The organism is Myxococcus qinghaiensis (assembly GCF_024198215.1).
Classification (GTDB): Bacteria; Myxococcota; Myxococcia; order Myxococcales; family Myxococcaceae; genus Myxococcus; species Myxococcus qinghaiensis.
In genome coordinates this window covers 1-24774 of sequence record NZ_JAKCFA010000019.1, presented here as the reverse complement: position 1 = coordinate 24774, position 24774 = coordinate 1, and the positions used below count along the sequence as shown (strand labels likewise).

Genomic DNA, 24774 nt, shown 5'->3' with positions numbered 1-24774 from the left:
GGACCATGGCGCTGGCGCTTGATGTCCCCATGCGCCTAGCGTGCCACCGCGCCGCGCCAGCCGGGGTCAGCCTCGGGGAATGCCGCTGGGACAGCCACGGGGCCGCGCAGCTGGGGATTAGCCAGCGACAGCGGACAACTGTCTTTGTGAATCAGCGAATGAGGTCACCACTCAATCCCCGGCCAGGGTTGGTCAGAGGCGAGATCGGGGTGACGCGGCTCACCAATCGGCCTGCCATGCTCCAAGCGCCATACCTCGATTTGACCGAGCAGCATGACGGCTGACTTCCGTCGCTTCTCGTCTTCCGTCGCCATTCCGAAAATTCGAGCACGCAGTTCGCTTGCGGCGCGCGCATGTTGCGTGAAGACGTTAGAACTTTGCCCATAGGGCCGTCGCTCAACGAAAGCGCTCTCGAGCTGGTCCCAAATGCCTTGCGGAACTGGCCGGGGCTTGGTGTCATCAATCAGGAGCAGATTTGCAGTGAGCGCTTCAGGCGTTCCGAACATGCTCATGACGTTCGCGAGAACGTGCCGATTTAGTTCCGGCAGGTCGCGTTCGCACAATTCCCGAAGCCGCGTGGCCACCTCAGGCCGACGCTGGGCCTGCTCCATAAGGCGCGCACTCAGCACATCCTCGCGGTGAAGGCGGCTCGTCACCACGATGCCGCGGATGTCCGGATCGACAAAGCTCAAGAGCAGTTCGCGTGCTCTCGGAGTATCGAGCGCGTCGAGGGCATTTATGAAACTATCCTCGCATTGACTGAACGTCTGCGGGGCTGAGGCGAGTTCGCACAGGAGGTCGACGGCAGCATCCGAGCGGCTCTCGCCGAGAGCAGTGACAAGCTCGCGTAGGTTGTATCCCCAGAGCCGTCGCGTGCCAAGTACGTCGCGCACCTTGGCGATCCCTGCCGCAGGGTCGTCGACAATGGGGCAGAGAGCAAGAATGCGAGGCCAAAGGTATTTGTCTGAATCCTGCATCCATTTATCTGTCCGCTCAAGGAAAGAATCAACCAGAGCGAACGCAGTGGCCGCAGGCAAGACGCTCCCCGCCATCAACAAGCGCTCGGCGGCGCTGAGACAGATGGATTGGTCCCATTGTCCGGGAATGGCAATTACGCCGAGCACCGTTGCAGCGGAGTCGCGACCGTCTATCGCGGCAAGAGCCGTTGCGAGCTCTTTCAAGCCGGCGGCGGGTTTGCCGTTTTTGCTATGCTCTTGCAGGCGCTTGATTTCGGAGTTAAGTGCGATGGCGAACCGTTTGCGCCGCTGGTCGTCGCCGGCCGACGGAACGCAGCCTTCACGCGCGGCCCACATTAAGCCATAGCGGGACATCCGATTGGAGGAGTGCTTCGTCGTTGGCATGCAGTCGCGCGCCATAGCGGCCGCAGCGTCGGAGAGGTATTCTGGCTCCTGAAGTAGGGTAATGAGCACGTGCTCGGCGTCGGCCGAGTCTAGGTACATGACGGCGGCTATGTGCCAGCGGGCGTAGCTCATGTAGCCGCCATTGCCGCAAGGTCCCTGGTCGCCGGCCGCGCGCGCGGCCCGGCCGCGGCGCATCCTTTCGATGTCGGCGCGAATGAGCGTCACCATGTCCGCCATGTCTTCGGTTTTTCCGACCTGAGCAATCGCCGAAGCCAGGTTGGCTTTCTCGTCGCCGTTGAAGTCGTCCTGGCGCAGCACGAGATCGACGCTGCTTTTCAGGTATGCGCGAAGGCCTGCCTTCAGCTCGTCGTCGGCTATGCGCAGCGACTCCGCGTCCGGCCGGGCGACCCTGCTGAGAAGGTCTGCAGCGACTTTGAGGTCGAGGGGGTCGCCGCCGGTGACGGACGAGAGGACACCCGCTGCGGCAACATCGCCGGGAAGGCGGCGAAACACGGCCTCCAGCTGGCGCATCACCTGCCACTCGAATTCGTGCCGCGGCCTTGTCTCCGCATCCTCCTTGCGCCGCAGTTCGCGCAGCTTCGCAAAAATGCGTGCCGCAAGCTTTGCATCCGCGCGAGCGGCGATCACTGCAGTCATGCCCTCAATGCTCGCGTTCTTGAAGTCTTCGGTCTCGAGGCGCTGTAGGTATTCTTCCACAAGGCCGTCAGGAATAGCGGTTGCGAACGGTAACCAGTACTCGTGGTCGTAGAGGACGCGTTCGGCAATCTGGATAGCCACCCACTGGCTCGCCCAGGCAGGATCGCTCTTGCGCAGATACTTGAGCGCCGGCTGGATAGAGTGCGAACCTAGATTATTCAGGTCACCACCGGGAAGTGCCGCCATTGCATCCTTGACGACGCCGTCCAGGCCTGTCTCGCCGAGTTCTATCAAAGCGAGCGTGGTGCGCAGGCGCGCGGGACAATCCGTGGTACTCTCGATAAATTTCCGCATCGCGGCGATGGTCTTGGGTCTAAGCGCCGCAGGCATTCGGTCTGCATTCTTGCGAGCAACATCCTCAAATGCCTGCTCATCCATCGACTCAAGAACACGGGTCAGCGCGTCGGTAGACCCGGTCCACATAAGGCTCAACGCCGCAGCATACCTTACCGCGCTGCTGCTGTCCTCCGCAGCGAAGGCCGCGACCTCGCCATCGGTATGATGATGAAGCAGCTCGGAGACGAAATCCGCTCGCGCCTCGTTGCTCCAGCCGCGCACCTGCTCGCGCCAGTCCGACCCAAGCGACGAGACCTGAATCCCCGGCCAGAGCCGGTACGTACTAAGCCGCGCTTGCCGATCTTGCCCCGAAAGAAGCGGCACGATTATGTCGCTGAAGTCGTCCGCACCAGTGGCGAGCATCGCGGCGAGGGCATGCTGCCGATAGTTACCGTCGCGGCTCGCGTAGGCGGCGCGGAAGCGCTCGCCGACGGCCGCGCGCACTTCATTCCAGATGGCGGCACCGCAAAGCTGTGCAAGCTCGCCAGCGAATACGGGGTCGACGGCGAGCGCCATCATCACCAGCTTCCCACCGGCGCAGGTGTTTCGCTTGTCGGTTCTGCCATCACCGGCCTGCTCGGCAAACGTCTCAGCGATCATGCGCAGCGGCTCGGCCCATGCCGGCTCGTTCACGTAGTCGGCCGTGAAGCATCTGGTCCCGGCGAGATCCTCGTCCCGCAGGGCGAGAAGCTGCGCCCTGACGTCGAGCGTAGCGTAGTACTCCTGAAGCTGCTGATGCTCGAATTGGAATGCAGTTTTCGGGTAGTCAACGCGCTCAAGAACATGATGGGCCGTGAGCGTCTCAAGGACCGCCGGCGCTCCTACCGAATCGGTCTGCCCGCGGTTCGCAAGCTCGCGTGCGGCGACAGCAACGACAGTGCGAGCATCAGCCTCAGGCAATGCTACCGCGCCACAGCGGACCATCTCAGTTGCGAGGACCTTCAGGTAATCAGTTTGCAGGCCGAATATCGGCACTGATTGCAGCGCGTTTCTGTGTTCGTCTCGTTGCTCTTGCAGACGGAGAACCTCGGCGAGGACGCCGATTTTTGTGGAGGGAATTTCAGCGCTCGCTTCAAACAGCGAAGCGACTTCCGAGAGGATGAACGGCGTGCGAGTCAGCTCGTCGAGGGACGGGTCGGCGGCGATGCGGGCGCGCAGTTCAGTGCTTTGGACGCCCAAGCGGGCCGTTAGGTAAGCTGCCCGCTGCGAAGGTCGAAGCCGTAACAACCGCAGTAGCAATGCACCGGGCAGCGGCGGCTTCAAGTGGTGCGTGCGGGTTGCAACAATAATGCCCGCGCTCGGAAGAGCCCGTTCGAGTTCCCGGAGTACGTAGTCCGCCTGCGTGGAGTTCGACTGCGCAATTTCATTCCAGCCGTTCAGAAGTAACAGGAAAGGTTCGGTCTGCTGAACACGCGCAAGGTCGGCGGGAGTGAGACCTTCGGCCTGAACCGCAGACATTCCGGCAATATATTCGAGAATTCCCCGGCGCGATGACACCCACGACGGAAGTTCGACCATGAACGGTGTGCCGACGGTGCGAATGCGTTGCGCGAGCTGTATCAGCGTTGTGGTTTTTCCGCGGCCGGCGGCCCCTTCGAGAACGATGCGGCGGCTCTGCGACAGCGCTTGGTCAATTTGCTCAAGCGACAGCACATCGGAAGTCTCCGCTCCATTCGGGTCAAGCCGCACGGCTGTAAGGTCGATGAGCGGATGTCCTTTTGTCTTGCTAGCCCAGGTCCGCGTGACAGCGTCGGCCGCGCGCCTTGTTCTCTCAATGACGCCTGCGACTTGCGGTTCGACATCGAAATCGAGATGGAGAAAGCTGGCACGCAGCGAGGCGTTCTCCGGCATCATCATCTGCGTGATGATCTCCTCGCGTTCGATGATGTGAAGTTCGAGGCCGTGGTCTTTCCGAATTGCCTCCTCCCACCGCTTTCGGTCGGCGTTGCCGACTTTGGCGGGTGTCACGAAGAGGAGCATCTTTAGGTCTGGAAAGTCCTCTTTGGCGGTCTTCGCATCGGTAGAAACCTTCCTCAGCGCTGGTGTTATAGAGGCGGCGAGTCCTTTGCCAATTTTCTCCGGCGTCAGGCTTTGGGGAGCGTAGGCATCCAGGCCGAAATCCTTCTTGCGCTGGCGGGCGATGAGCTCAGGCCAGCGCATCTTGCCGAGAACTACCGCCAGTCCCTGAAAGCGCATCCCCTCCTCTTGAGAGGCGATCTCATCAAGGGCCCTTTCGATGTCGATTCTCAGGATGGCCATTCGGGTCCTGCGCTGCGTGTCGGAGGAATCCGAGGGAATATGTCACGGCTGGCGCAACCGTTCCAGAGAGCCCTGTGCGTTGCGGAAGTAACTGGTGGTCTTTCGACCGTGAACGCGTCATGTAGTGGAGGTGGTGGTGAGTGCGGGTTGGAGTTCCTGCGCCCCCTAGCGTTCGGTCACCGCATCATGAGCGCGTCACCGACACATTCAGCAACGCGTCAATGCGAGTAAGCGAGGCGCGCAGGCTTCGCGCGTCCCTGCTTGGCGAGGAGGTCCGAAATCATCATCAGGCTCAAGGCCATGCCAGCTCGATGTGGAGAAGCGGGTCCGCAGGCATTTCCACCTTCGCGGCTAGTGCTGCGCGGAAGGCCTCGCCCAACACACCGATGTCCGGGGACGCGCGCGCCTGGCCGTCCAGCCAGTAGCGGCTCTCCGTCTCCGCTCGCAGGTGGCTCTGCACCCAGCCGGCGAGCATCGGCATCTGCTCTTCGACATTGGAGCGCGGCACCTTCGCGCCGCGCGCCAGCATCCCACTGAGGAAACCATGGACGGCACTCGCGCGGACGGCGCGCGCGTAGGCGAGCTGCTTGTCGCTGACGGCCTGGAGAAGTGGCACCTCCAGCCCCTCCACCGTTAAGACAACGTGCGGCAGGATGACGTGAACGCAGCCTACCTCGAGCTGGTCCGCGAGCGCATCAGCCGCATCACGCCGCTGAGCCGCGCGCGGCTCGGGCCGAGGTGATTCCGAATCGCTCCTCCAGTACCTGGAGCGTGGGCCCTGTCGTGCGCGGCACCTGCTCATCCACCCCGAGAACGGTGGCGTGGAGGGCACCGTCCTCGTCCGTCACCTCGACGTAGGCGTCCCGGGCACGCCGGGCACTCGCAACGCTCCGCACACGGTACAGCCCCGGCACCGTCACCCGTACCGTGGATGTGCCGCTGCCCTGGCGGTTGAGGTCCGCCGTCCCACGCAGCCATCGCACGCGCCACTCAGCGCCCGCCGGCTGGAGCTCAGCGACGCCGCCCCGCCGCTCGTGGACGAGTACCTCCACCGTCAGCTCCCGCCGGCCGTCGGCCTCCTGCCTCACATCCCGGGCAACAACCTCAAGCCGAAACCATCAATCCATAAAGGTCTTGAGCCTCGAGCCCCGGGTGATGATGTCGGCCGCCACCGAGCGAGCAACACTCTCCGCCCCAGCACGCTGAGCATCATTCTGGTACGTCGCGCGCACATAGAACTGCCACCCATTGTCGGCCCAGCGAATTTTGAACTGGTCGTACACATTTGGGCCACTCATGTAGACGCGCCGTCCCGCAACCTCGTCGGGCGCACCATCAGCAGCCGAAATCATCCGGTCGAACTCTGGCCCCTCCCACCGTGCCTGGACCTCAATCTCAATTCCAGGATGGCTAGCCGCCGCGTACTTCGCCCAAGCCGAGTTGCCCCTCGGTGCTTTCCGAATCGTCTCGCGCGTCAGCGGCCCGGCGCTCTGTGACAAGAACGCGCTGGCCTCAATTTCGTGGTCTCGTGTCATCTGTGTGGCACGGATGCCCTGCGACCGCGAAGGCGTCAGGATCGCAGCAACCCCTACGAGGAGGAAAAGCCCCAACAAGAACATCACGGGGCGGTTGCGCTCGAGGAGACCGAAGAGGCCGCTATTGCGTTCAGACGAAGCAGAGTGAGGTTCGGGTGAAGGGCCCCGCCCTTGACCAACCGGAGCCGCGGGGCGCGCAGGTCGCCCATCAACGAGGACCTGGCCGAACTCATCAATCGAGAGCACGACGCGCAGAGGCCCACGCGCAAGCCGCGCGGAGACTCCGTCCTGACTCTCGATGATAGCGCCGAGCGACGATTCATTCTGAAGCACCCGGTCCAGGATGGCTTTTCGCTCATCCATGCTTATCCCGCGAGGAACGGGCCGTGGAGGGCCAGCGGGGGGCACGCCCGGCGCAGGCTTCGCAGGTTTTCCGTCTACGAGGACCTGGCCGGACTCGTCGATGGCGAGCGTCACGCGCCTACCACGCGCAGAGACCGTGGCGGAGACACCAGTTCGGCCCTCAACGCGCCCCCCTAGCAACACCTCGCTCCTGAGCACCTCCTCCAGGAGAGCGATGCGCTCCTCCACACCAAGTGTCCTCGGTCCCTGCATGCAGATGCCCCCCCAACAAACTGGGGCTGGAACTCCAGCACGGGTGCACATCGAGGCACAAGCCTTCCAGGCATGGCACCAGGCGGCCGGTCCTCTGGCCAACATGTTGCCGGTGCCGAAGCCGTGCAGCCCTACAGACTTCTTGGATGCCACCTCGCGAGCTACCCGTACTCGCCCGTCCGAGCACTCGGACACCTGCCTGGGGGTAGTGGCGGGCATTCATGGAACCGACCGAACGAGCATGCCCGCCGCGAATGAGGCACTCCTCCTCGCTGCACCATCTGCGGCATCCCGCCCCGCATCCTTTGCTGGTATCTCTCAAGGCACTTCCCTGAGGATCCACTGAATGGCCAAGCTCTTCTTCTCCTACAGCCACCAGGACGAGGTGCTCCGCAACAAGCTGGAGACCCACCTTTCCATGCTCCGGCGGCAGGGACTCATTGAGTCCTGGCATGACCGACGAATCACGGCAGGCAGCGAACTCGACGCCGCCATCAGCGAGCACATTGAGGCCGCAGACGTCATCCTGCTGCTCGTCAGCTCTGACTTCCTGGCATCAGAGTACTGCTACTCGACGGAGATGATGCGTGCGCTGGAGCGCCATGAAGCGCGCAAGGCGCGAGTCATCCCGGTGATTCTGCGCCCCTGCGACTGGCACACAGCTCCCTTCAGCAAGTTGTTGGCCGCTCCGAGAGATGGGAAGGCCATCACGATGTGGCCCAACGAGGACGAGGCATTCACCGATGTCGCGGTCAAGGTCCGCGACGCGGTCAAAGCCCTGGGCACGGCCCCAGCCGCCAGTGCTCCTCGCTCACAGCCAGCCATGCCTGCTCCCAGCACGCTCCGGCCTGAAGCGGCGACTGCCGGCCGGCCACGCTCCAGCAACCTGCGATTGACGAAGGAGTTCTCGCAGCTCGACGTGGACGAGTTCCTGCGTGACTCCTTCGAGTACATGGCCAAGTTCTTCGAGGGGTCGGTGAACGAGTTGCAGCAGCGAAACTCCGACATCCAAGCCCGGTTCGAGCGACTTGATGCGCGCCGCTTCGCCGCCCACGTCTACAGGAATGGGAGGCGGCTGGCGGAATGCTCCATCTGCCTGGGCGGTGGCGGCTTCGGGCGCTCCATCACCTTCTCGTATGACCGATCCGGCGGTGGTGGCATCAACGAGATGATGAATGTCGATAACGACTCCCAGTCGCTTTATCTGAAAGCGACCGGGTTGCAGTCCTTTGGCCAGTCGCGCGGAGAGCAGCTATCGCACGAAGGCGCCGCAGAGCACCTGTGGGCACTGTTCATCGCGCCCCTTCAACGATGAGTAGGCCCCGACGGACGTTCGACCTGCTACCCCAGATGCTCCGTTCGACGCGAGCCGTCGTTCAAGAGCTGGGCGGTCCACCATTCCTCAGACTCGACTGGGGAGGCGACACCACAGGCCTCCCCAGAGCGTACAACCGTCCACTTTGGACACTGCACCTTCGCCCTCGTCTTGGGCTCGACAAGGATCAGTCGTCACCTCCGACGACACTGTCGAAAGCCGCGCTGGCGCCAACGGCGCCTGCAATACCACCCAGCACGCCGCCTACAAGGGTGCCTACCCCCGGAAAAACCGCCGACCCAAGCACGGCGCCTGCGGACGCCCCACCCCATCCGCCGGCCGCGCCACTCGCCGACTTACCCACCCGCTTGACATACTGTCCGCCCGAGAGTTCGCCGGTCGCCACCTTGTAGCCCCCAGCTGCCGCGTCGACCACAACCGCGGCTACGGCGAAAGCACCGTTCGAGCGCGCAACGGAACCCAGCACCGCCTTGGCGCCCTGCGCGGTGGCGCTCTTGGCGATTGCCGTGACCCCCGCCTTCAGGGCGGCACCAGTGGCCGCCTTCGCCGCACCGTCGAGCGCGGCCACGCCGGTGTCCTTGCCAGTAGCCTTGAGCGCCTGCCCCACGCTCATCTCGCCACGGCTGACGGCGAACGCATTTCCCACGCCGCTCACAATCGCGGAAACGCCAGCCGACGCGAGGCCACCCGCCACGGCCGCTTCACGCGCCGCTGAGCCAATCTCCATCGCAACCGAGCGCGTCGGGACACGGTCAAGCTTCGCCTGACCAGCGCGCGCTGCGCGTCCGAGCTTCTTCGCTCCCTTCACATCGAGCGGCTTGCTCTCTACCGCGCCGCTCTTCACCCGGTCGCTGGCCCGCCGCGCCGTGTCCTTATAGTTCGCCGCCTGAGCAGGCCGCCTCACCTGGTTGCGCAGCGCTTCCTTGTGCGCCGTCTGCTCTACGCCGCCGAGCTGGTCCGAAGGCGCGACCTTCTGCTGCCCCGTGTACTTCGGTCGCGACAGCGCCTTCGCCGTCGATTCGGGAGTCGAGTGGTACTTGAGCTGCGCGTTGTCGACGACCTTTCCTCTACGCAGAATCTCCACGTCAGCAGTATCCAGGCAGCATCCTGCCTCGAACGTTGTGCGCGCGCGCAGGGGCTGCCCCTTCATCACGGCATCGGCGTTGAAGGTTGCAGCGTGCGCGGCCTCCGCCGCACGGCCTCCGAGCTGTGCGTCCGAAGCCTTCGCGAACTTGCTGCCAATCTGGTTGAGTACCTTCTCTCCGTACGCGAGCTGCTCGTTGGCGAGATGCGCCTTCACGTTGTGCCTCGCCGCGTCGCCCGCCGCCTTAACCCCCGCCTTCGCTGCCTGAGCCCCGGCGGCCTGCGCCCCACCTGTCCGGGCGTTCCGTTCGTTCTCGTCAGCCATGACCCAACCTCCAGGGAGAGCGAAGCCCTTCGTCTTCAGCAGAGCCCCCTGATGTAGGCTACATCACCGCCCCCCATCGTCCCAACGCAGCACCACCAGAGCGCGCGCGTCCCCACAGACTCGGTCCTCGTGTCATGGGTGCGTCAAGACCCTGCCCGACAGACTGAGCCGACCTAAAGCAGGTCCGTCAATGCAAGCGATGCTTGCACGAGCCCGGCGAGTCCCTGATGCCGATGTTGCGCATACCATTCATCTAGCCGCACTCGTTGCGACACACTCGAATGGACTCAACAGCCACTTGCTGGAGGCTTTGCATTACAACGGCGGCCACAGCAGTGGGGCTTGCGCCCCACATCGCCTTCTGCGATTTAGGAAACCATACTTTTGGAGGATTCCTTGATGCGTCTCACGGCTACCCTCTGTGCCGCACTTCTGATGAGCCCCGCCTTGGTGGTCGCCGCCGAACCTGCCGCCGACGCCATTGTGCGCAAGCAGGTGACGGTGAGCGGGAAGAACGATGAGTGGACGTCGGTGGACCTGAAGGTCGCCAAAGGCGACATCCTACTCATCAAGGCTGCGGGCCAGGTGGTGGTCGGCTCGTGGACTGGCGCGGTGGATGCGAACGGGGCCCCGGGCAACGGCTACGGAATGCTCGTCATGAAGGTGGGCGCAGAATCGGGGAACATCCAAGTCGGCAAGAAGGCCTACTTCGTGGCTGACGAGAACACCGGCTCGGTGAAGGTGAAGGTCTACGACACGAAGTATGGCGACAACAGCGGTTCCCTCACGGTCGAGGTCATCAAGATTCCTGCTGGCGCCATTCCCGAGGCGCAGGTCGTCGCGCAGGACGAGTAGCCTCAAGGCAGGGCGTCAGCTTGGCGAGGAGGTCCGAAATCATCGTCAGGCTCATGGCCACGCCAAGTCGATGTGGAGAAGCGGATCCGCGGGCATCTCCACCTTCGCGGTTCGTGCTGCGCGGAAGGCGTCGCCCAGCACGCCGATGTCCGGGGCCGCGCGCACCTGGCCGTCCAGCCAGTAGTGGCTCTCCGTCTCCGCACGCAGGTGGCTCTGCATCCAGCCAGCAAGCATCGGCATCTGCTCCTCGACGTTGGAGCGTGGCAGCTTCGCGCCGCGCGCCAGCATCACACTGAGGAAGCGATGGACGGCACTCGCGCGGACAGCGCGCGCGTAGGCGAGCTGCTTGTCGCTGACGGCCTTGAGGGGCGGAACTTCCAGCCCCTCCACTGTGAGGACCACGTGCGGCAGGACGACGTATACACAGCCCGCCTCGAGCTGGTCCGCGAGCGCGTCAGCCGCATCACGCCGCTGGGCCGCGCGTTCGGCTCGGGCAGAGGTGATGCCGAAACGCGCCTCCAGGGACTGAAGCACGGGCCCCGTCGTGCGTGGTACCTCGTCGTCCACTCCAAGGACGGTAGCGTGGAGGGCCCCCTCCGCCTCCGACACCTCGACGTAGGCGTCCCGGGCACGCCGGGCACTCGCGACGCTCCGCACGCGGTACAGCCCCGGCGCCGTCACCCGCACCGTGGCCGTGCCGCTGCCCTGGCGGTTGAGGTCCGCCGTCCCACGCAACCACCGCACGCACCACTCAGCGCCTGCGGGTCGGAGCTCGGCGACGCCGCCGCGCCGCTCGTGGACGAAGACCTCCACCATCAGCTCCCGCTGGCCGTCGTCCTCCAGCTCCACATCCCGCGTCAAGCGCATCCGCATGGAGGGCCTCCTCCTCCGCCAGCAGTAGGCGTCGGGCGCGCGGGCGGGGCAATCACCCAACGGAGGTAGTCGTCAGCGGTGAACGCGGCTGAACGAAAGCTCCGACGAGCCTCTAACTGGCGGGGGACCGGCGAGCGAATCACCCGTCAGCTCTCTCGGGGCGAGCCTAGTAGGACACCGGACGAGCGCTCTACGACGAGAGGCTCCCGAAGATGCGCACGTAGGTCTCGTGAGGAACCTCTTCCTTCAACCTCCTCACAAGCACGACGCTGAGCCGGCGAAGGACAACAGCCCTCCCCCGAGACACATCCTGTGTTGCGGACGCGCCGTCCCTCATATCGGCGTCCGTCTCGCCTGCCGCCTTCCATACGTCGCGGAGCATCGCCTCGTGGTCGGTCTCCTTCGTCAGCCGCGTGCGGAGAGCACCGACCTCGGCCAGCGTTGCAGGGAGCGAGACGAGGAGCTTCTTATAAAATTCGTGGTGAGGGTCGCCTGGTCTCCCCACGACCTGCTTAACGGCGTTTTGGCCGGCGGCCGTCTCGACATCGACCTCATTCAAGTGTTCTTCGAGAAGCCTGCGCGTTTCAATCGAAAGCGAGTGCATGGAGCCTCACTTCACGAAGCGAGCGCGGAGGGCGCCCTTGGGAGGCTGGGCTTCAGCGCTGCCGGCCCATGCACTCTCAACCTTGACCACCAATTCACGACCGTCTGGCATCGTGACGGCCAGCTTGTCGAGATTGCTCGGCACTCTCATCCCGTCCACGAAGAGCGAGTACTCCTTGCCTTCGAGCGTGACGTTCATCGCTGTCAACATTACGAACCCCTCTCTTCGAGCCAGGATGGCTCTGAACGCTCAGCATAACGGGTAGCCTCCTGGCTGGGCTCGGCTACGCGCGTCCGTCCAGGAGCCCCTCGGGAGCAGTGTCTCCCAGGGGACTTTTTCGAAGTACGTGGCGCCCGACGAAAAGCCCTCCTTGCCCAGCAGAGAGGGCCGGGCCACCCAACATGCAGTCGCCGAGTTGGGGCAGCGGCAACGAAGCGCGGCCGGCTCGACACCGACCGCCGAAGCTTCGGACGCGGACACCGATGCCACCTACATCGCGAAGCCACGGAAGGCCCATGCCATGCTGCGGTAGGTGCCCCGCCGACATGTGCAGTGGACGCTCGCACAGTGACCGGGCGCCAGGAGGTCGAAGCTGGCGGCCTCCGCAGTGCCTTGCTCTCCACCTACCCAGAACTCGGTCGCGGCGTCACGAGTGGCGCATTAGCTCCACGTTCAGCAGAATATCGAGGCCAGCGATGGATGCTTGCAGCAAGAACGAAGGGACCCTCATAGAGCGCCCCGACACCTACTCCTTAGCAGAAGCCGCCACACCCTAAATGCGGAGCGTAAGGGTGGCGGAGCGGTACGGCAGGCAGTGGTGAAAAAACCTGTCCCAGCCGACTCGGGTCGTGCCGATGGAGAATGAGGGCAGAGCTTGGACTGTCGTACGCCCTCATTCACCCACCTTTGGAGACGTCAAATGAGTGAGTCTACGAGTCCTTCCCCCGCTGCCCCGCATCCGCTCGAAGTCTTCGCGGGGTTCCTGCAGGGCGTTGCGCAGTTGGTGAACGCGACAGCCGCAGTAGCCAACGAGGTCTACACCCGTCGGCTTGTGGAGGCGGGCCAGCAGGTGGACAGCCCTCCCCCATCGTCTACCAACATCATTCCGCCGGACGTCAAGGCCTTCGGGACGAAGCTCGGCAACTTCCTGTTCGGCGTCCATGCGGCCATCACCGAGTTCGCCGATAGCCCGACGGCGCGCTGGCTTGTGCAAGTGAAGATGAACGCTGATGCCCACGGAGAGTCCGTTCAAGACTACCTCAAGCACCAGGGCGTCCACTACGGGTGCCATCTCGCCCTCAGGGGCATGCACGAGGAGAATCACTACGGCGCCGTCGAGGTGCTCGCCCGAAGTGCGCTTTCCTTGAAGCTCCGGCAGGGAGATAGCTTCCGCCTCGGTACTGCCCTCGTGGAGAAGCCATGGCAAGCCGAGCGGAACCCGGCCGAGAAGCTCCGCAACTTCGTCCGGCGGGCAAGGAATCACCCGACTGAGGACCCCAGCTCGCACGAATACGGAATGCGTCCGCCGCGGCGTCGCAGCCTCGAAATGACGGCCCAGGTCATTCCGCGTGAGGCGGGCGCGTCGAACCAGGAAAACGAGGAGGCACCGGACGCACTCCAGCCGAGCGACATCAAAGAGGAGGCATCGGGCGAACTCCTGCGGAGCAACATCACGGGGCATCGTACAGACCACGACATCGCGCGAAACGAACAGCTCGAGCACGTGCGTGCAGCTCTGAAGAAGAAGCTCACGCCCCAGGCGTATTCACTCTGGGAGAAGCACCTGCAGGGCGGCAGCTATGCGGAGGCGGCACGTCACCTCGGCATGTCGAACAGGGAGTGCGAGCGGTACCGGCGCGAAATCACCCGGAAGGCGAAGCAGGTCTCCAAGCGGGTCCGGAGCTTGAAGCCCTGAGGTCCTCGGGCAACTGCCGTCGGGGCGAACGACTGGCGGCAGTCCCCTCGACCTCGTGTGCCCACCCAAATCCGGTCACTGCGTCAGCCACATCCGCACGGGGGCTCCCCCGTGCGCGCAGTACGCGTCGGGCACGGGCGGGGCAATCCCCCCAGAGGTAGCCGTCAGAAGAGAAAGGGGTGGACACAAACCCAGGGCCTCCAGCCCCATGCGGCTCCAACATCCCACATCATCGCACCCAGAGGATTCTGGACGCCATCCCCAATTCGCGATAGTCGGGGGTAGCCGCACCGAAGTTTGCGGAGACTCAATCGGCCCCCGAATTTTCCCGAATTCGCCTAACCCCAGGATTTTTCTCGTGTTTTTCGTCGCAGTCTCTGGAGAGAAGGCCGAGAACAAGTTCGCGCAGGGCTTCGTTCGGGGAGCTGATTGAAAGGCCTAGCAAACTGGCAGGGCCTTTTCGGTTAACACGAGTCGCGCGATGGATTGCGCTAGACACTCGTGCTTAAGCCCCTGAACTACAAGGGTTTTCACCCTGCGACGATTCAGAGAACACGCTCGACGCTCTGCGACTCAGAACGCGATTGCCTATCCCTTCGGCCGCAGATTGGGCTTTCTGGAGCTCTCTTTCGTCCAATCTGGGGAGAGAGCAACCGAGAGCGGTTAACAGGTGCTGTTAACCATTGGGACAGCGGTTAACACCACTCTCCGAGAGTCCCTATTTCTCCGCTCTAGAGTTTCCAGGAGGGCGACTCTCTCCGCTCTCCGGTTTCGCCCCTCACATGCTTTGCGGCTTTCATGAGGAGATGGTGGCGGGAATGGGGCGGCTGGAGCGCAGGCGTGCCATGGAGGCCTATGTGGCGGGCCTGCTGCTCGATGGGGAGCGCAAGAGCATCGAGCCCAGGCATGGGGATGCCGGGGTGGTGGATGCGCGAAGAGCAGCTCCGCCTCGCGAGCGAAGCGGCATTCCCACCGGCACGAGGTCTCGGTTGCCGTGCCCCCGGCATCACCATCCATCAGAGCTGCTTGCCCGTCTTGGGATCGTACTTGACCGCGACAGCGACGACCTGGTCCGTGGGTAGGACCTCCAGCCACTGGTCGAAAACCTCGTAGGGTTCGGCGGGCCGGAATCCACCTTCCAGGGGGTCGAAGCCGCGCTCAAACACCTCTTCCGTGGCAAGCGTATTGCTCATGTCGGTGTTGGAGGCTTGCAGCTCCGTCGCCACGAGTGTGAGCACTTGGCCGAGTGTCTTTCCCTGGTAGATATCCGGGTCGCCCGGCTGCATCAGGTAGGGCTGATCAAGGCCTGCCTCGCCTTCCACATTGGCCTGGGCTAGCCAGCCGAGTGCTTCGAGCTCATGCCCGGGTCGGATGGGCAGGACTGCCTTCACCCAGGCCGCATTGAGGAATTCGTTGCGGCGCTCGTCGCCATCGATCTGGATGAGCCAACCCAAGGAGCTGCCCTTGGGCGCGGGGTGGGTGTCTTCGGTGATCAGGTAGTTGACGCGCCACTCGTCGCTCGCCACCCTTCGCTGGTCAAGCGCGTTGTTCTTGGCGGTGTGGGAGTACCAGCTTACGACGGTGTCGCCCGCGAGGTGGTCGGCGGCGATCTCGCCGCCGGATGGCGGCCTCGGGACCGGGTATTTGCCTTGCGTCGCCTGGGTTGTCATCGGCAGGTCAGAGGCGCTTGGACGCCAGTACTCGGGCGCCACGAAGTAGAGCATCTCGTCCACGTCGAAAATCTGGCGGATCAGCTCCGAGTCGATGTGGGGGTCCTCGAACAGCCGAAGCCTGCGTATCAAGTTGCCGAAGACGGATTGACGCTCCTCGCTGCGCAAGTCCTCGGAGGGGCGCAGACGCACCCCGCTCACCCACTTCAGGCGATCGCGCACCGCGCCCGCATAGGCGGCACGCAAGACCTCAGCCACCTTCGCGTTGTAGTCCGACATGTCCGCATCGTACTGAGCCTTCGCCGGATCGACGGCCGGCGGGTCCCAGGTCAGGCTGAACGCCAATTGGAGGGGGGAGAGGTTTCCGGTGTTGAGCCTGTCGGCGAAGACCTGGAAGACGCCTGTGTCCCGGTCCATGATCTCGATAGGCTGTTGTGGCACGAAGGTGATGTCACTCCCCTGGGACTTGGCCGACACGAGGCCTACCGAGGCAAGCGTGTAGCCAGGCGCCGGCGGTGGTGAGTTGAAGATGATGTTGGCAACGATATGCATCTCTCTGGCGGCATCGAGTATTGTCGTCGAGTTGGGAGCGTGGTCTATGAAATCCATATTGATGTTGGGAGGTACGGCGGTGCCCCGAACCTTGGTTATCGGGAATGTGCCCGCGAACGGGACGAACTTGTGCTCCAGTCGTGGAAGCACCTCGGGTTTCTTGATGGAGGACAAGTCTGGCGCGGGTACCACATGGACAAGCTCTCCCAGTCCCAAGTCTTTTCCAGGCACGTCCAGGAAGACCTGCCAGCTGAGTCTCGTGCCGATGTGCTGAACCTGGACGCCGACCTTTCGCATCTTGCGGCGCAGTTCATAGTTGACCAGTTCGGCGGTAGTGTTTTGGACGACGTAGCGGCGGCTGCTCGTGTCGGTGGTCTCTGTAACGACCTTGAAGGTGGTCTTGAAGTTCCTGTGGATCTCGCTGCTCACCTTCGCGCTTTGAGTGCGAGCGTGCTTGTGAGTGAGTTCGGAACTCTTCTTGATTGTATTCTTGACGCTGAGGCTGGCGCTAGCGTCCGCATGGTATATGCCAGCGAACTTCGCTCCCGCGCTGGCACTGGCGCCGAGGGTGGTGTCGTTGGCGTTGTCTTCCTTGATGGCGTCGGCGACGTCTTCTTGCGAAGTAAGGGACTCCTCGGACTTGCGGGTGGCCTCCTCCGACTGTTCAGCCGTCCTCTCCACCAGCGTGCGTCGCGTGCTGCTCTCGACGACCTCCACCGTTCCGCCCGGGCTGATCCAGAGGTGACCGGTTGGCACACCAAGGAACGTGTCAAATTCGAAGAAATATTGGCGGAACAGCGTGACCAGGCCGACTGGCGACAGCATTGCTTGCGCCCTTGACCCGAACTGCTCGACCAACCTCCGGTAGAAGGGGTCGGCCAGCTGCCGGGCGGAGCGCCCGCTGAACACATCCTGTTGATTGGGCGGAATGACTCCCGAGACGAGACGAAGTGTGGGGCGCCGGCCGAACCAGCCGGCCATCGGCTGATACACGCCGAAGACCTCGGTTGCGTACGGGAGCGCCCCTTTGAACTCAGTCGCGGGTCTGCCTTTGAATACCGGCAAGGGCGTCAAGTCAACATCAGGAATCGTCAACTCGGTTCCGACGTCGAGCTGCTCCGGGCTCGACAACTGATTTGCCTCGGCAATCAGCGGAGAGCGGCTCGCATCGCCGTAGAACCGTGCCGCGATCGACCGCAAGGTGTCGCCTGGAGCGACGATATATGTCCTGGACATTGAGGGGTTACCTTTCCAATAATCGCTAGGGCAGCAGGCCTTCCTTGCCGATTTCCTGCACGAAGGTGCGATGGCGGAACTCGTAGTGGTCGGCGGCCGTCCAACCGGGGCTCAAGAGGATGTGCTTGGTGATGAGGCCGATCGCACGCGTGATGGGAAAGCCCAGGAGAGCGTTTGACTGCGGCGCGTCCTTGACCCAGGCGTAGAGATCAGTAAACCCTGTACGCCCGCTGATGCCGAAGCTGCCACGCTCTGGCAAGAGCCGGATGAGCGCCAGGATATCCGCCCCGATGGCGCTTTCCTGCACATAGTCGTCGATGGCGCCTTGAATCAGCCGCGCGAGGCAGATCTTCTCCAGGGAGTCGGCAATGAGCGGCTTGCCCTGGTGTTTGAATTCGAAATCGAAGAAGCGAATCTTCGCGCCGTGCGCCTGAAGCAGCGAATCGAGAGGCCCCACCGGAACGGAGCCGCCTTTCACGCGCGGCACGCCGCCTCCGTGTTTGCCGGAGGCGTCAATAGAGTGGGTGTAGGCGTAGATGTGGATTTCCGCGCCGCTGGCGGTGAGCGCCTCCTTCACCGCCCAGCGCGTGAGCTTGTTTTGAAACGGATGGGGGCCAGCAGGAAGAGGATAGTCGTCATGATTATAAAAGGCGTCGTAGTAGATCACCCGCTTGAGATTCCCAAGGGGGACGAGCTTGTTGATGAGGGTCAGGTTGACGCCTCGGTAGCCGGTGCTGTAGCCCGCCATCACCTCGATGGTGAAGTCGATACCGGGTAAGGCCGCGCCGTTCAGCAAGTCCTTGATGATGGCCTGGGTGATGCCGATGCCCCAGGCCTGCCCGTATCCCTCCCAGGCGGACTCGACACCGGGGATGGTGATGAGGACGCCGTCGTCCGACTCGGCGAAGAACCGGCGCAGGCCGAACAGGTTGAGTTCCGGCCCGACGCCGAAGAACAGGCTGACCCGCGCTTTCGGCTTGCTTCCCGTGGGCTGCGCGTCGAAGGCGTCCTTGAGCTTCTTCGGCACGAAGACGAAGTAGGTCCTCTTTTCGCTGAAATGCATACGGGCGCTGGGGGTCTTGATGCGGAGCTTCTCGTACTTCTGGGGCAGGACGGTGGCGGCAGCGATGAGTGCAGCTTCCGGGTCGGAGTTCAGCGGGTTGGGAAGGTTCATGCTGAATGTGTCGGGGACCGCGTTGGCGTAGCTGGGCGGGGAGGCCATGAACCCAGTGAAGACGTTGTAGAACGACTTCACCGGGTGGTTTTCCTTTGGCTGCGTAGTGTTGCGCTCGTCGGCGTAGAACGCGTCGTTCAAGCTGTCGCGCGCGCCTGTGGCCGCGGTGAAGAGAGCCGGGGCGGCCGGGGCCGTGGGCGAAGCGATCTGAGGGACAGCCGGGGGCATGATCATCGCTTGGCCCTCGTCAACGACGTGCTCAGCACGGATTGCCTCATCAACGTGCAGGAGGTCCTGTGACGCCAGCCATTGCACACCAGCAAGGAATGAAGCGCGGAGTATAAGAATGGAAAGGAGGTGCTGAGAACTGCCCTGGCGGCGGTGGGCTCGGCCCTCTTCTGGACAAGAGCGGCAATATCGGGGTTGGCTCAACTGATGGTCGTGAGCCTGTTGCTTTGAGCACGTGCCGCACACTCATCGGACGCCCGGCCATAGTTGCACCTGCTGACGACGCTGCGACCGACTGAGTTGTTGTTCAAATCTATGCTTCGCTCATTCGCTGATTGACGGGTCTGTTCGTGACAGTCCCTGAAGCCTTTCGTTCAGCAGGAACGACAACTCGTTCCTGGACCTGCCCTGAGTCAACCCGGCACGCACGCTTTAGGGGGCCGCTCTCCGCACTCCTGGCTCAGGCTCTCCAACGGGCGCCCTCAAGCGGGGGCGGAGCCGAGGCCGAACGCCCAGGCAGCACGAAGTCCACCTCGGCCGGGGCGGAGTTCTACAGCGCCTGGTCCAGCCCTCCGTTATCCACGTCTCGGATGAAGAACGTCGTGAGGGCCAGCACCTGTTGGCCATGAGTCCCCGCCTTCGTGTCATAGCCCGAGGCGGGCTCCATGAGCCGCCAAAGACGTTCGCCAAGAGGAAGCCCCTCGACGCTTGCTCGGGTAAGGCGCGTCTCAGCATTCCGCGCGCCCCCTCCAGTCACCTGCGCCGGAGCTGACTCCGAACCGGACCGCGTCGCGTGAGGGCCGCCCGCGCCAGTGGGTGCAGCAAGAGACGTCGCACTTCGCGGATCTGTTAGCGGCTGGGCCTCGATGCCCGAGTCGCTCACCCTGAGGACAACATAGAGCGTCAGGCTTGGATTGATGAACAAGGTGCGAAACTCATCGGCAGACAGAGCATGCACCGCCCAACCCACTGCGTCCTCGGAGTACCCAAGCACCTGCGGCGGGGGAATGAACTGAAGTGCTTCAGTCGCCAACTCTCGACTCTCGAAGACTGGGATGCCACCCTCGGTCCCAGGCATCCACAACCCACCAGCGCTCTCCCCGGCAGCAGTCTGTGCCTCGATGATGTGGTACGCACAACCCTCTGGAGGGAGGACGTCCGGAATGCGCATCAACCGGGCGGCAATCAACTTCACAGCTTCTTCGTTCGGTTCTACCCCGGGCATGGCGTCTTCAAACCACTGGATGCGTCGGGATGAAACCTACCGACTGCGAAGCCGCAGATAGCGTCCCGACATCAGCAACAGAACCTAGAACCGTCCACTACTGCTCAAACGCCTTGAGCTGACTCATAGCCGGTACCGCTCGATCTCCTTGAAGTACTAGGTGAGCGAGTAGTCCAGCAGCGACTGGCGGGAATGCATGTACCGACGGGCGCGCAGGAAGGGTAGCCAGACGCGCTTGCCCGCTCGCACCTGTAACTCCTCCATCTTCTCGCGCAGCCCCCACGTCCCACCGAGTTTTTGTCGCCAGTGGTAGGGCGTCTCCTCTGTGGTGCCGTCCTTCCGAACATCCCGACGACGCTAGCGCCAGGAGATCCCGAGAGGGCGGACCACCTGCTCGCGCCTCCTCACAACCAACCCAACGCCAAGCCGCAAGGGCTCGCTCAATCTTCACCCGAACTGAACAACGGGGACCAGTCCATGCCACTGCCGAGCACGAGGGGCCCTACAGTGCCTGCGACTGTAGGACTAAACTTGCACACATCGAACTACTCGGAAATATTGAAGGAAGCTGCCCTTAGCGCCAGACTGCCAGGATACCGATTTTAGGAGGGCACGTGACGTCATCAGCTGACGAGGATTTTCCCGTTCAAATAGAACATCTGCTCGCGTCCATCTTCGAGATGCTCAAGGAGCAAGGAGCAGCGCGCGAGATTGCCATCCTCGTGAACGCCAACGCGCATGCCTACCGCGAGTCCTACGACAACTGGAACGGAGGAACGTATGGGTGGGGGCTTCGGCTCGGCCTTGACCTCGGCCTCTTCAGTCGACTTTCCGAACCCGAGCGACACCGCGCTGAAGAGATCATTGTTGAGCTAGGGCGCCAGTTCTTCCGAGAGTTCGACAACCACAACCTAAGCCTAGTTCTCATTACACCAAAATCAGTCACGAATCCTGAATGGAGAACGGACGCATCCGCATACCTAGCTGGCGCTGGAATCAGTAACCAAGGGCGGGTTCGTAGCGACAATATCGCTTCGCGCCAATGCGATGGACTGCTCTTCCGGTCCGAGCCCGAAATCCACCTATACGGCGCCCTAAAATCCCTCGGCGTCACGTTTGCGCCGCTACCTGTCTTCCTTCGAGGCGGCAGAGATTATGTTCGCCTCGAACCTGACTTTGTACTGCTCAAAGATGGTGTCCTCATGGTTGTCGAAGTCGATGGAGACACCTACCACCGCGAAAGCGTTACCGATGCATATCGGCGCCTCTCGCCACTTGACCACGAGGGTGCCAAGATCGAACGCATACCAGCCACCGATTGCTCAACTCCCTCAGGGGCGAAAGCCTGCGCAGAACAACTCTTACGTATCCTGGAGAAACGAATCGCGCAAGGCCGACGCTAATGCACCAGCAACTGAGCGTGAAGCGGCAGCTTCAATACATACTTCACCGAACGCGAGTCCCCAATGAGTGACCCAATGGTACCGAGTCAACTCAGCGGAACTCAACCCCGGTACCGCTCCACCGCATGGAAGAATTGGGTGAGCGAGTAAGTAGTCCAAACAGCTCCTGGCGGGACTGCATACACCTGCGAGTGCGGCAGGAAGGAGCCGACAGGCGCGCCTGCCGACGCGCCCTCGATCCTCCTGCTTCTGCCTCGCGCCCCAGAGCCCCCAGCAGCCGCCATCAGGGCCTGTACGTACCGCTCCACCTCATGGAAGAACTGCGTGAGCGAGTAGTCCAGCAGCGACTGGCGGGACTGCATGTACCGGCGGGCCCGGAGGAAGGGCAGCCAGACGCGCTTGCCAACACGCACCGCTATCCATCCCTACTACCCTCCCTTGGACTTCGTCAGCGGAACAGTATACGTCTTCTCAAAATGATTTGCTGTCAACCTACTTCCCTCAAGCATCTTGTTGACATCTTCGACCTTCCAGAAGAGCGGGGGCTGTTTCACGAGAGCCCCTAGAAATTGTTCAATGCTTTTGAGGAGCTTTCCAAGCCCTTCAGGAGTCAACACTCTCGTACCCTCAGGGAAGAAAGCATCATGTCTCGGTGAGGTTGAGCGTGCAGCAACAACAGGAATCCCGGCGCGCTCCGGGTCCCTGTGCTTGAACCACTCCATCGCGGCCAAGAGCTGCTCCCCATCACTCTTGGGCAGGTCCTTCATGCGTTCGTTCTTGGCCTCAATGACCCAGGAGAACTCCGGCCACTCCCAGAGATTATCGGGACCACGCAGATACAGCTTTTCTGGACGTTCCCCTGCAGCACCGAAGAACACAGCCAAGTCCAGCAGTCCCTGCTCAAAAATCTCCGGCTTTGCATCAAACGACAACTTCGTCTTTAGCGCCATCAACTCAGCCAGCGCTCCATTCGGATTGGAGAAACCAGCATACCACCTAAGCACCACAGAGGCTGAGGCAGACGTGGGCTTCGTGCGGCGGATAACAACAGCGTTCGGCGGCGCATACATGTAACTGTTTTTATCGCGCGCAGTCTTTTGGATCTGAAGGGCTTCTGCCTGATTAAACTCGTACGTATAATTTGCCTTTCTCTGCAGAAGCCAGCCGACCTGCTCTTCAGCTGGAGCACTACCCATAGAAGACCTCACACCGTCCTGATCATGGGCTTGTCTCGATTTGGTCGGCTTTTCCTTCTTGGCCTTAAGTGCTGGCGCCTTGCCTTGTTGTGTCCGGTGAATTACCTCTTGAATGATCTCGGCAGAGCGCTCGGAGTCCTGCGTAAGCGCGGCATACTGGGCTTGGTGCTCAGCTTCGGCCAAGCGAATCTGGAGATCCTCTGGTTGGCCCGCCAGGCTCTTAAGCTTCCTTCTAACTCCACTATCATAAAATGACTTCCAGCCCGCGTCGCGCGTGAGGCACTGACTCGCCATGTTTTCAACAGCAGCAGTCAGCGTCCCCCCTTGATCCAATGCAATCTTCGTAAGCCGCTCCGAAAGTTGCAGTTGCGCCCGCGTCGTAGCGCCCATCAACTCAACTACATCGCGCTTAGCAAGGAAGTTCACTAAATCAGGGCCAGTAAGAACCACCACAGCATAATCTGCCTGAGACCGAACAGCCCGCCCCATACCCTGTTCAACGCGATAGATCCATCGCCGATAGGCTCCTCCCGGACGGCCAGGAACCTTCCTGTCGTAGTCATCACCGAGACCTTGGCCAACCGGCATTCCATCAAGGACAAGAACCCGGCAGGCATCATCCGGAAGATCCACTCCATCGTATCTTTGGGCAAAAGCAACGAACGACAGAGTTCCTTTCTTGAGCGCCTCGACAGTGGCCTTTACTTCTTCCCCCATCTCAACGGTAGCCCCAACTTCTTCCCACTCTCTTGCCGCCTTCTCGCTCGGAGTAAGCACGACCACCCGATAGCGCTTGGCCATCTTTCGACACCACTTCATCACCCATTCACGATCCAAGCTTGGGTCAACGAGCGATGGCGCAAGAACCATGCGCTCCCCAACGCCACCGTCTGACGGGGGAGCAATTGGATCCAGCGCCGCGTCAGGGTCGCAGCCAAGCTCTCTAACAAGAGCAGAGTCATCAGATAGCGTGGCCGACATGAACAGCCTGTGCTTGGCCTCAGCGAATTGGCGGACTAGGTGCACGGCGGGAATGTCCGGGAAGATTTCAATGGCCGTACCCGACACAACACATCGACACCACCTGAGATTATTTCTCAGATACCCCCAAACAAACCTAAGCTCATCATCACCAGCATGACTTTCCAACGTATCGCGCAACTGCGTCACCAATTGCGCCCATATCCAGAAAGGGACCTCAGACACTGCCTCACTGTCCCCACGCTCAATCCCCAGCCACACACCTGGAGCATAGTCCTTACACGGCGCGAGCAAAACCCCCAGCACATCATCAAACAGCGACTCCTCTTCAAGCCGCTCAATGCGGATCGTAAAACTATCTCTCACCTCTTGGATTCCAGAATGAGCATCATCAAGAACAAGCGCATGCGGAACCAGGTCGACGTCATCGCGCCCAAAAGTGGAGCGAGCATTGAAAAGCTTATCGTAAGTACATACAATAATCGCCTTTCCCGCAATTGCAGCAGTCGCGGGATGTTTTTCGCGCGCACGATAAGCAACGGCATTGATCCCGAGATTCTCCGCCTCCTGAATCACTTGATCGACAAGTTGCGTGGTCGGGCAAAGATACACCACCGGGCGACGCGTCTCCTCCATGTAAGAAAAGAGATGCACGAGCGCAACGGTCGTCTTACCAAAGCCGGTGCTCATCTTTAGAACAACATCGCGGGCTCCTCTCCGTTCGGCGAGAGCGATCAAAGCTTCTTTTTGAGGCTCTCTTAGTCCGACGTGCGAGGTTTTTCTATCAAGGGAGGCAAAGAGTGCCAGTGGGTCTGAGACATCAAGCGAACTCTCCTCATCCGTGTACTTTGTAAAATCGACCAAAGGTTCCCCCAATGGAAAAGTGAAATACCAGGAACATATCTACTGTTCGCAAGTGGCGTCACGCTGGGTGCGACCTGACCCCTCCCGTGGTATAGTCGCGCGGCAGTATTTCTCACGCCCGCAGAGAACAGACCAATAGCGAATTGAGCAGCCATCTGCCCTCAGCACCTGCGTGCGACGACATTGGTGCCTGACTCCTGCCGCCAGCGCTAAGCCCCGCCCCCGCCGCAGCAACATGCCCCCATGTTGGCGCCAAGTCGGGTGGAGTGCGACGCGTTCGAAGGCAGAGCCCCGCCTCTTGGTCCGTATCCGTCCGGTGAACGCCGTGCCGGACTGGTTGAGGGCGGACGGGAGTTGTGCTCGGCGGTGGTCGCGAGCCTGGACGTGAGTGGGTTGAGGAGAGGGAGCCGAGCGATGGCGCTCAGGAGGAA

General features: G+C 62.1%; 16 protein-coding genes. 4 read left to right on the top strand and 12 right to left on the bottom strand.

What is annotated here, in order from left to right; all coding sequences use genetic code 11:
* Nucleotides 1-164: 164 nt before the first annotated feature.
* From LZ199_RS30835 to LZ199_RS30820, 4 genes are all read right to left on the bottom strand, one after another.
* Nucleotides 165-4673: an NACHT domain-containing protein gene (locus LZ199_RS30835; protein WP_253997347.1), complete on the bottom strand. Its 4509-nt coding sequence runs from the start codon at nt 4671-4673 to the stop codon at nt 165-167.
* Nucleotides 4674-4965: 292 nt separating this feature from the next.
* Nucleotides 4966-5289, bottom strand: coding sequence for a hypothetical protein (locus LZ199_RS30830; protein ID WP_253997346.1), 324 nt, complete (start codon nt 5287-5289; stop codon nt 4966-4968).
* Nucleotides 5290-5377: 88 nt separating this feature from the next.
* Entirely contained in the window at nt 5378-5761 is a 384-nt protein-coding gene (locus LZ199_RS30825; RefSeq protein ID WP_253997345.1) for a hypothetical protein, read from the bottom strand.
* A 30-nt stretch (nt 5762-5791) separates the two neighbouring features.
* Nucleotides 5792-6571: a hypothetical protein gene (locus LZ199_RS30820; RefSeq protein ID WP_253997344.1), complete on the bottom strand. Its 780-nt coding sequence runs from the start codon at nt 6569-6571 to the stop codon at nt 5792-5794.
* Between the two features lie 598 nt (nt 6572-7169).
* Here LZ199_RS30820 and LZ199_RS30815 point away from each other — a divergent pair.
* A complete protein-coding gene (locus LZ199_RS30815) occupies nt 7170-8138 on the top strand; it encodes a toll/interleukin-1 receptor domain-containing protein (protein WP_253997343.1) in 969 nt (322 codons plus the stop codon).
* A gap of 187 nt (nt 8139-8325) precedes the next feature.
* On the opposite strand, the gene LZ199_RS30810 is transcribed toward LZ199_RS30815, so the two are convergent.
* Nucleotides 8326-9567 (bottom strand): hypothetical protein, encoded by a 1242-nt coding sequence (locus LZ199_RS30810; RefSeq protein ID WP_253997342.1) that lies wholly within the window; start codon nt 9565-9567, stop codon nt 8326-8328.
* A 396-nt stretch (nt 9568-9963) separates the two neighbouring features.
* Between LZ199_RS30810 and LZ199_RS30805 the strand changes: the two genes are divergently transcribed.
* Nucleotides 9964-10422, top strand: coding sequence for a hypothetical protein (locus tag LZ199_RS30805; RefSeq protein ID WP_253997341.1), 459 nt, complete (start codon nt 9964-9966; stop codon nt 10420-10422).
* A 51-nt stretch (nt 10423-10473) separates the two neighbouring features.
* On the opposite strand, the gene LZ199_RS30800 is transcribed toward LZ199_RS30805, so the two are convergent.
* The 3 genes from LZ199_RS30800 to LZ199_RS30790 form a co-directional block, all read right to left on the bottom strand.
* On the bottom strand, nt 10474-11295 hold the full coding sequence (locus LZ199_RS30800; RefSeq protein WP_253997340.1) for a hypothetical protein: 822 nt from the start codon (nt 11293-11295) through the stop codon (nt 10474-10476).
* A gap of 190 nt (nt 11296-11485) precedes the next feature.
* Nucleotides 11486-11899, bottom strand: a complete 414-nt coding sequence (locus LZ199_RS30795; RefSeq protein ID WP_253997339.1) for a hypothetical protein — start codon at nt 11897-11899, stop codon at nt 11486-11488.
* A gap of 6 nt (nt 11900-11905) precedes the next feature.
* Nucleotides 11906-12097, bottom strand: coding sequence for a hypothetical protein (locus LZ199_RS30790; protein ID WP_253997338.1), 192 nt, complete (start codon nt 12095-12097; stop codon nt 11906-11908).
* A gap of 721 nt (nt 12098-12818) precedes the next feature.
* Here LZ199_RS30790 and LZ199_RS30785 point away from each other — a divergent pair.
* A complete protein-coding gene (locus tag LZ199_RS30785) occupies nt 12819-13814 on the top strand; it encodes a hypothetical protein (RefSeq protein ID WP_253997337.1) in 996 nt (331 codons plus the stop codon).
* Between the two features lie 1016 nt (nt 13815-14830).
* Here the strand turns inward: LZ199_RS30785 and LZ199_RS30780 are convergent.
* The 3 genes from LZ199_RS30780 to LZ199_RS30770 all read right to left on the bottom strand — a co-directional run bounded on the left by LZ199_RS30780 (nt 14831) and on the right by LZ199_RS30770 (nt 19341).
* Nucleotides 14831-17236, bottom strand: coding sequence for a LysM peptidoglycan-binding domain-containing protein (locus LZ199_RS30780; RefSeq protein ID WP_253997336.1), 2406 nt, complete (start codon nt 17234-17236; stop codon nt 14831-14833).
* A 61-nt stretch (nt 17237-17297) separates the two neighbouring features.
* On the bottom strand, nt 17298-18680 hold the full coding sequence (locus tag LZ199_RS30775; protein WP_253997335.1) for a hypothetical protein: 1383 nt from the start codon (nt 18678-18680) through the stop codon (nt 17298-17300).
* Between the two features lie 544 nt (nt 18681-19224).
* A complete protein-coding gene (locus LZ199_RS30770; RefSeq protein ID WP_253997334.1) occupies nt 19225-19341 on the bottom strand; it encodes a DMP19 family protein in 117 nt (38 codons plus the stop codon).
* A gap of 1172 nt (nt 19342-20513) precedes the next feature.
* On the opposite strand from LZ199_RS30770, the gene LZ199_RS30765 reads away from it, so the two are divergent.
* Nucleotides 20514-21302, top strand: a complete 789-nt coding sequence (locus LZ199_RS30765) for a hypothetical protein (RefSeq protein WP_253997333.1) — start codon at nt 20514-20516, stop codon at nt 21300-21302.
* A 428-nt stretch (nt 21303-21730) separates the two neighbouring features.
* On the opposite strand, the gene LZ199_RS30760 is transcribed toward LZ199_RS30765, so the two are convergent.
* On the bottom strand, nt 21731-24343 hold the full coding sequence (locus LZ199_RS30760; RefSeq protein WP_256569555.1) for a DEAD/DEAH box helicase: 2613 nt from the start codon (nt 24341-24343) through the stop codon (nt 21731-21733).
* Nucleotides 24344-24774: the final 431 nt, after the last annotated feature.

What these genes read in the sequence shown, in the direction of transcription:
- LZ199_RS30820 (WP_253997344.1), bottom strand. Translation starts at nt 6,571, where the DNA reads ATGGATGAGCGAAAAGCCATCCTGGACCGGGTGCTTCAGAATGAATCG.
- LZ199_RS30795 (WP_253997339.1), bottom strand. Translation starts at nt 11,899, where the DNA reads ATGCACTCGCTTTCGATTGAAACGCGCAGGCTTCTCGAAGAACACTTG.
- LZ199_RS30810 (WP_253997342.1), bottom strand. Translation starts at nt 9,567, where the DNA reads ATGGCTGACGAGAACGAACGGAACGCCCGGACAGGTGGGGCGCAGGCC.
- LZ199_RS30815 (WP_253997343.1), top strand. Translation starts at nt 7,170, where the DNA reads ATGGCCAAGCTCTTCTTCTCCTACAGCCACCAGGACGAGGTGCTCCGC.
- LZ199_RS30775 (WP_253997335.1), bottom strand. Translation starts at nt 18,680, where the DNA reads ATGATCATGCCCCCGGCTGTCCCTCAGATCGCTTCGCCCACGGCCCCG.
- LZ199_RS30790 (WP_253997338.1), bottom strand. Translation starts at nt 12,097, where the DNA reads ATGAACGTCACGCTCGAAGGCAAGGAGTACTCGCTCTTCGTGGACGGG.
- LZ199_RS30785 (WP_253997337.1), top strand. Translation starts at nt 12,819, where the DNA reads ATGAGTGAGTCTACGAGTCCTTCCCCCGCTGCCCCGCATCCGCTCGAA.
- LZ199_RS30835 (WP_253997347.1), bottom strand. Translation starts at nt 4,673, where the DNA reads ATGGCCATCCTGAGAATCGACATCGAAAGGGCCCTTGATGAGATCGCC.
- LZ199_RS30770 (WP_253997334.1), bottom strand. Translation starts at nt 19,341, where the DNA reads ATGGAGCCCGCCTCGGGCTATGACACGAAGGCGGGGACTCATGGCCAA.
- LZ199_RS30800 (WP_253997340.1), bottom strand. Translation starts at nt 11,295, where the DNA reads ATGCGGATGCGCTTGACGCGGGATGTGGAGCTGGAGGACGACGGCCAG.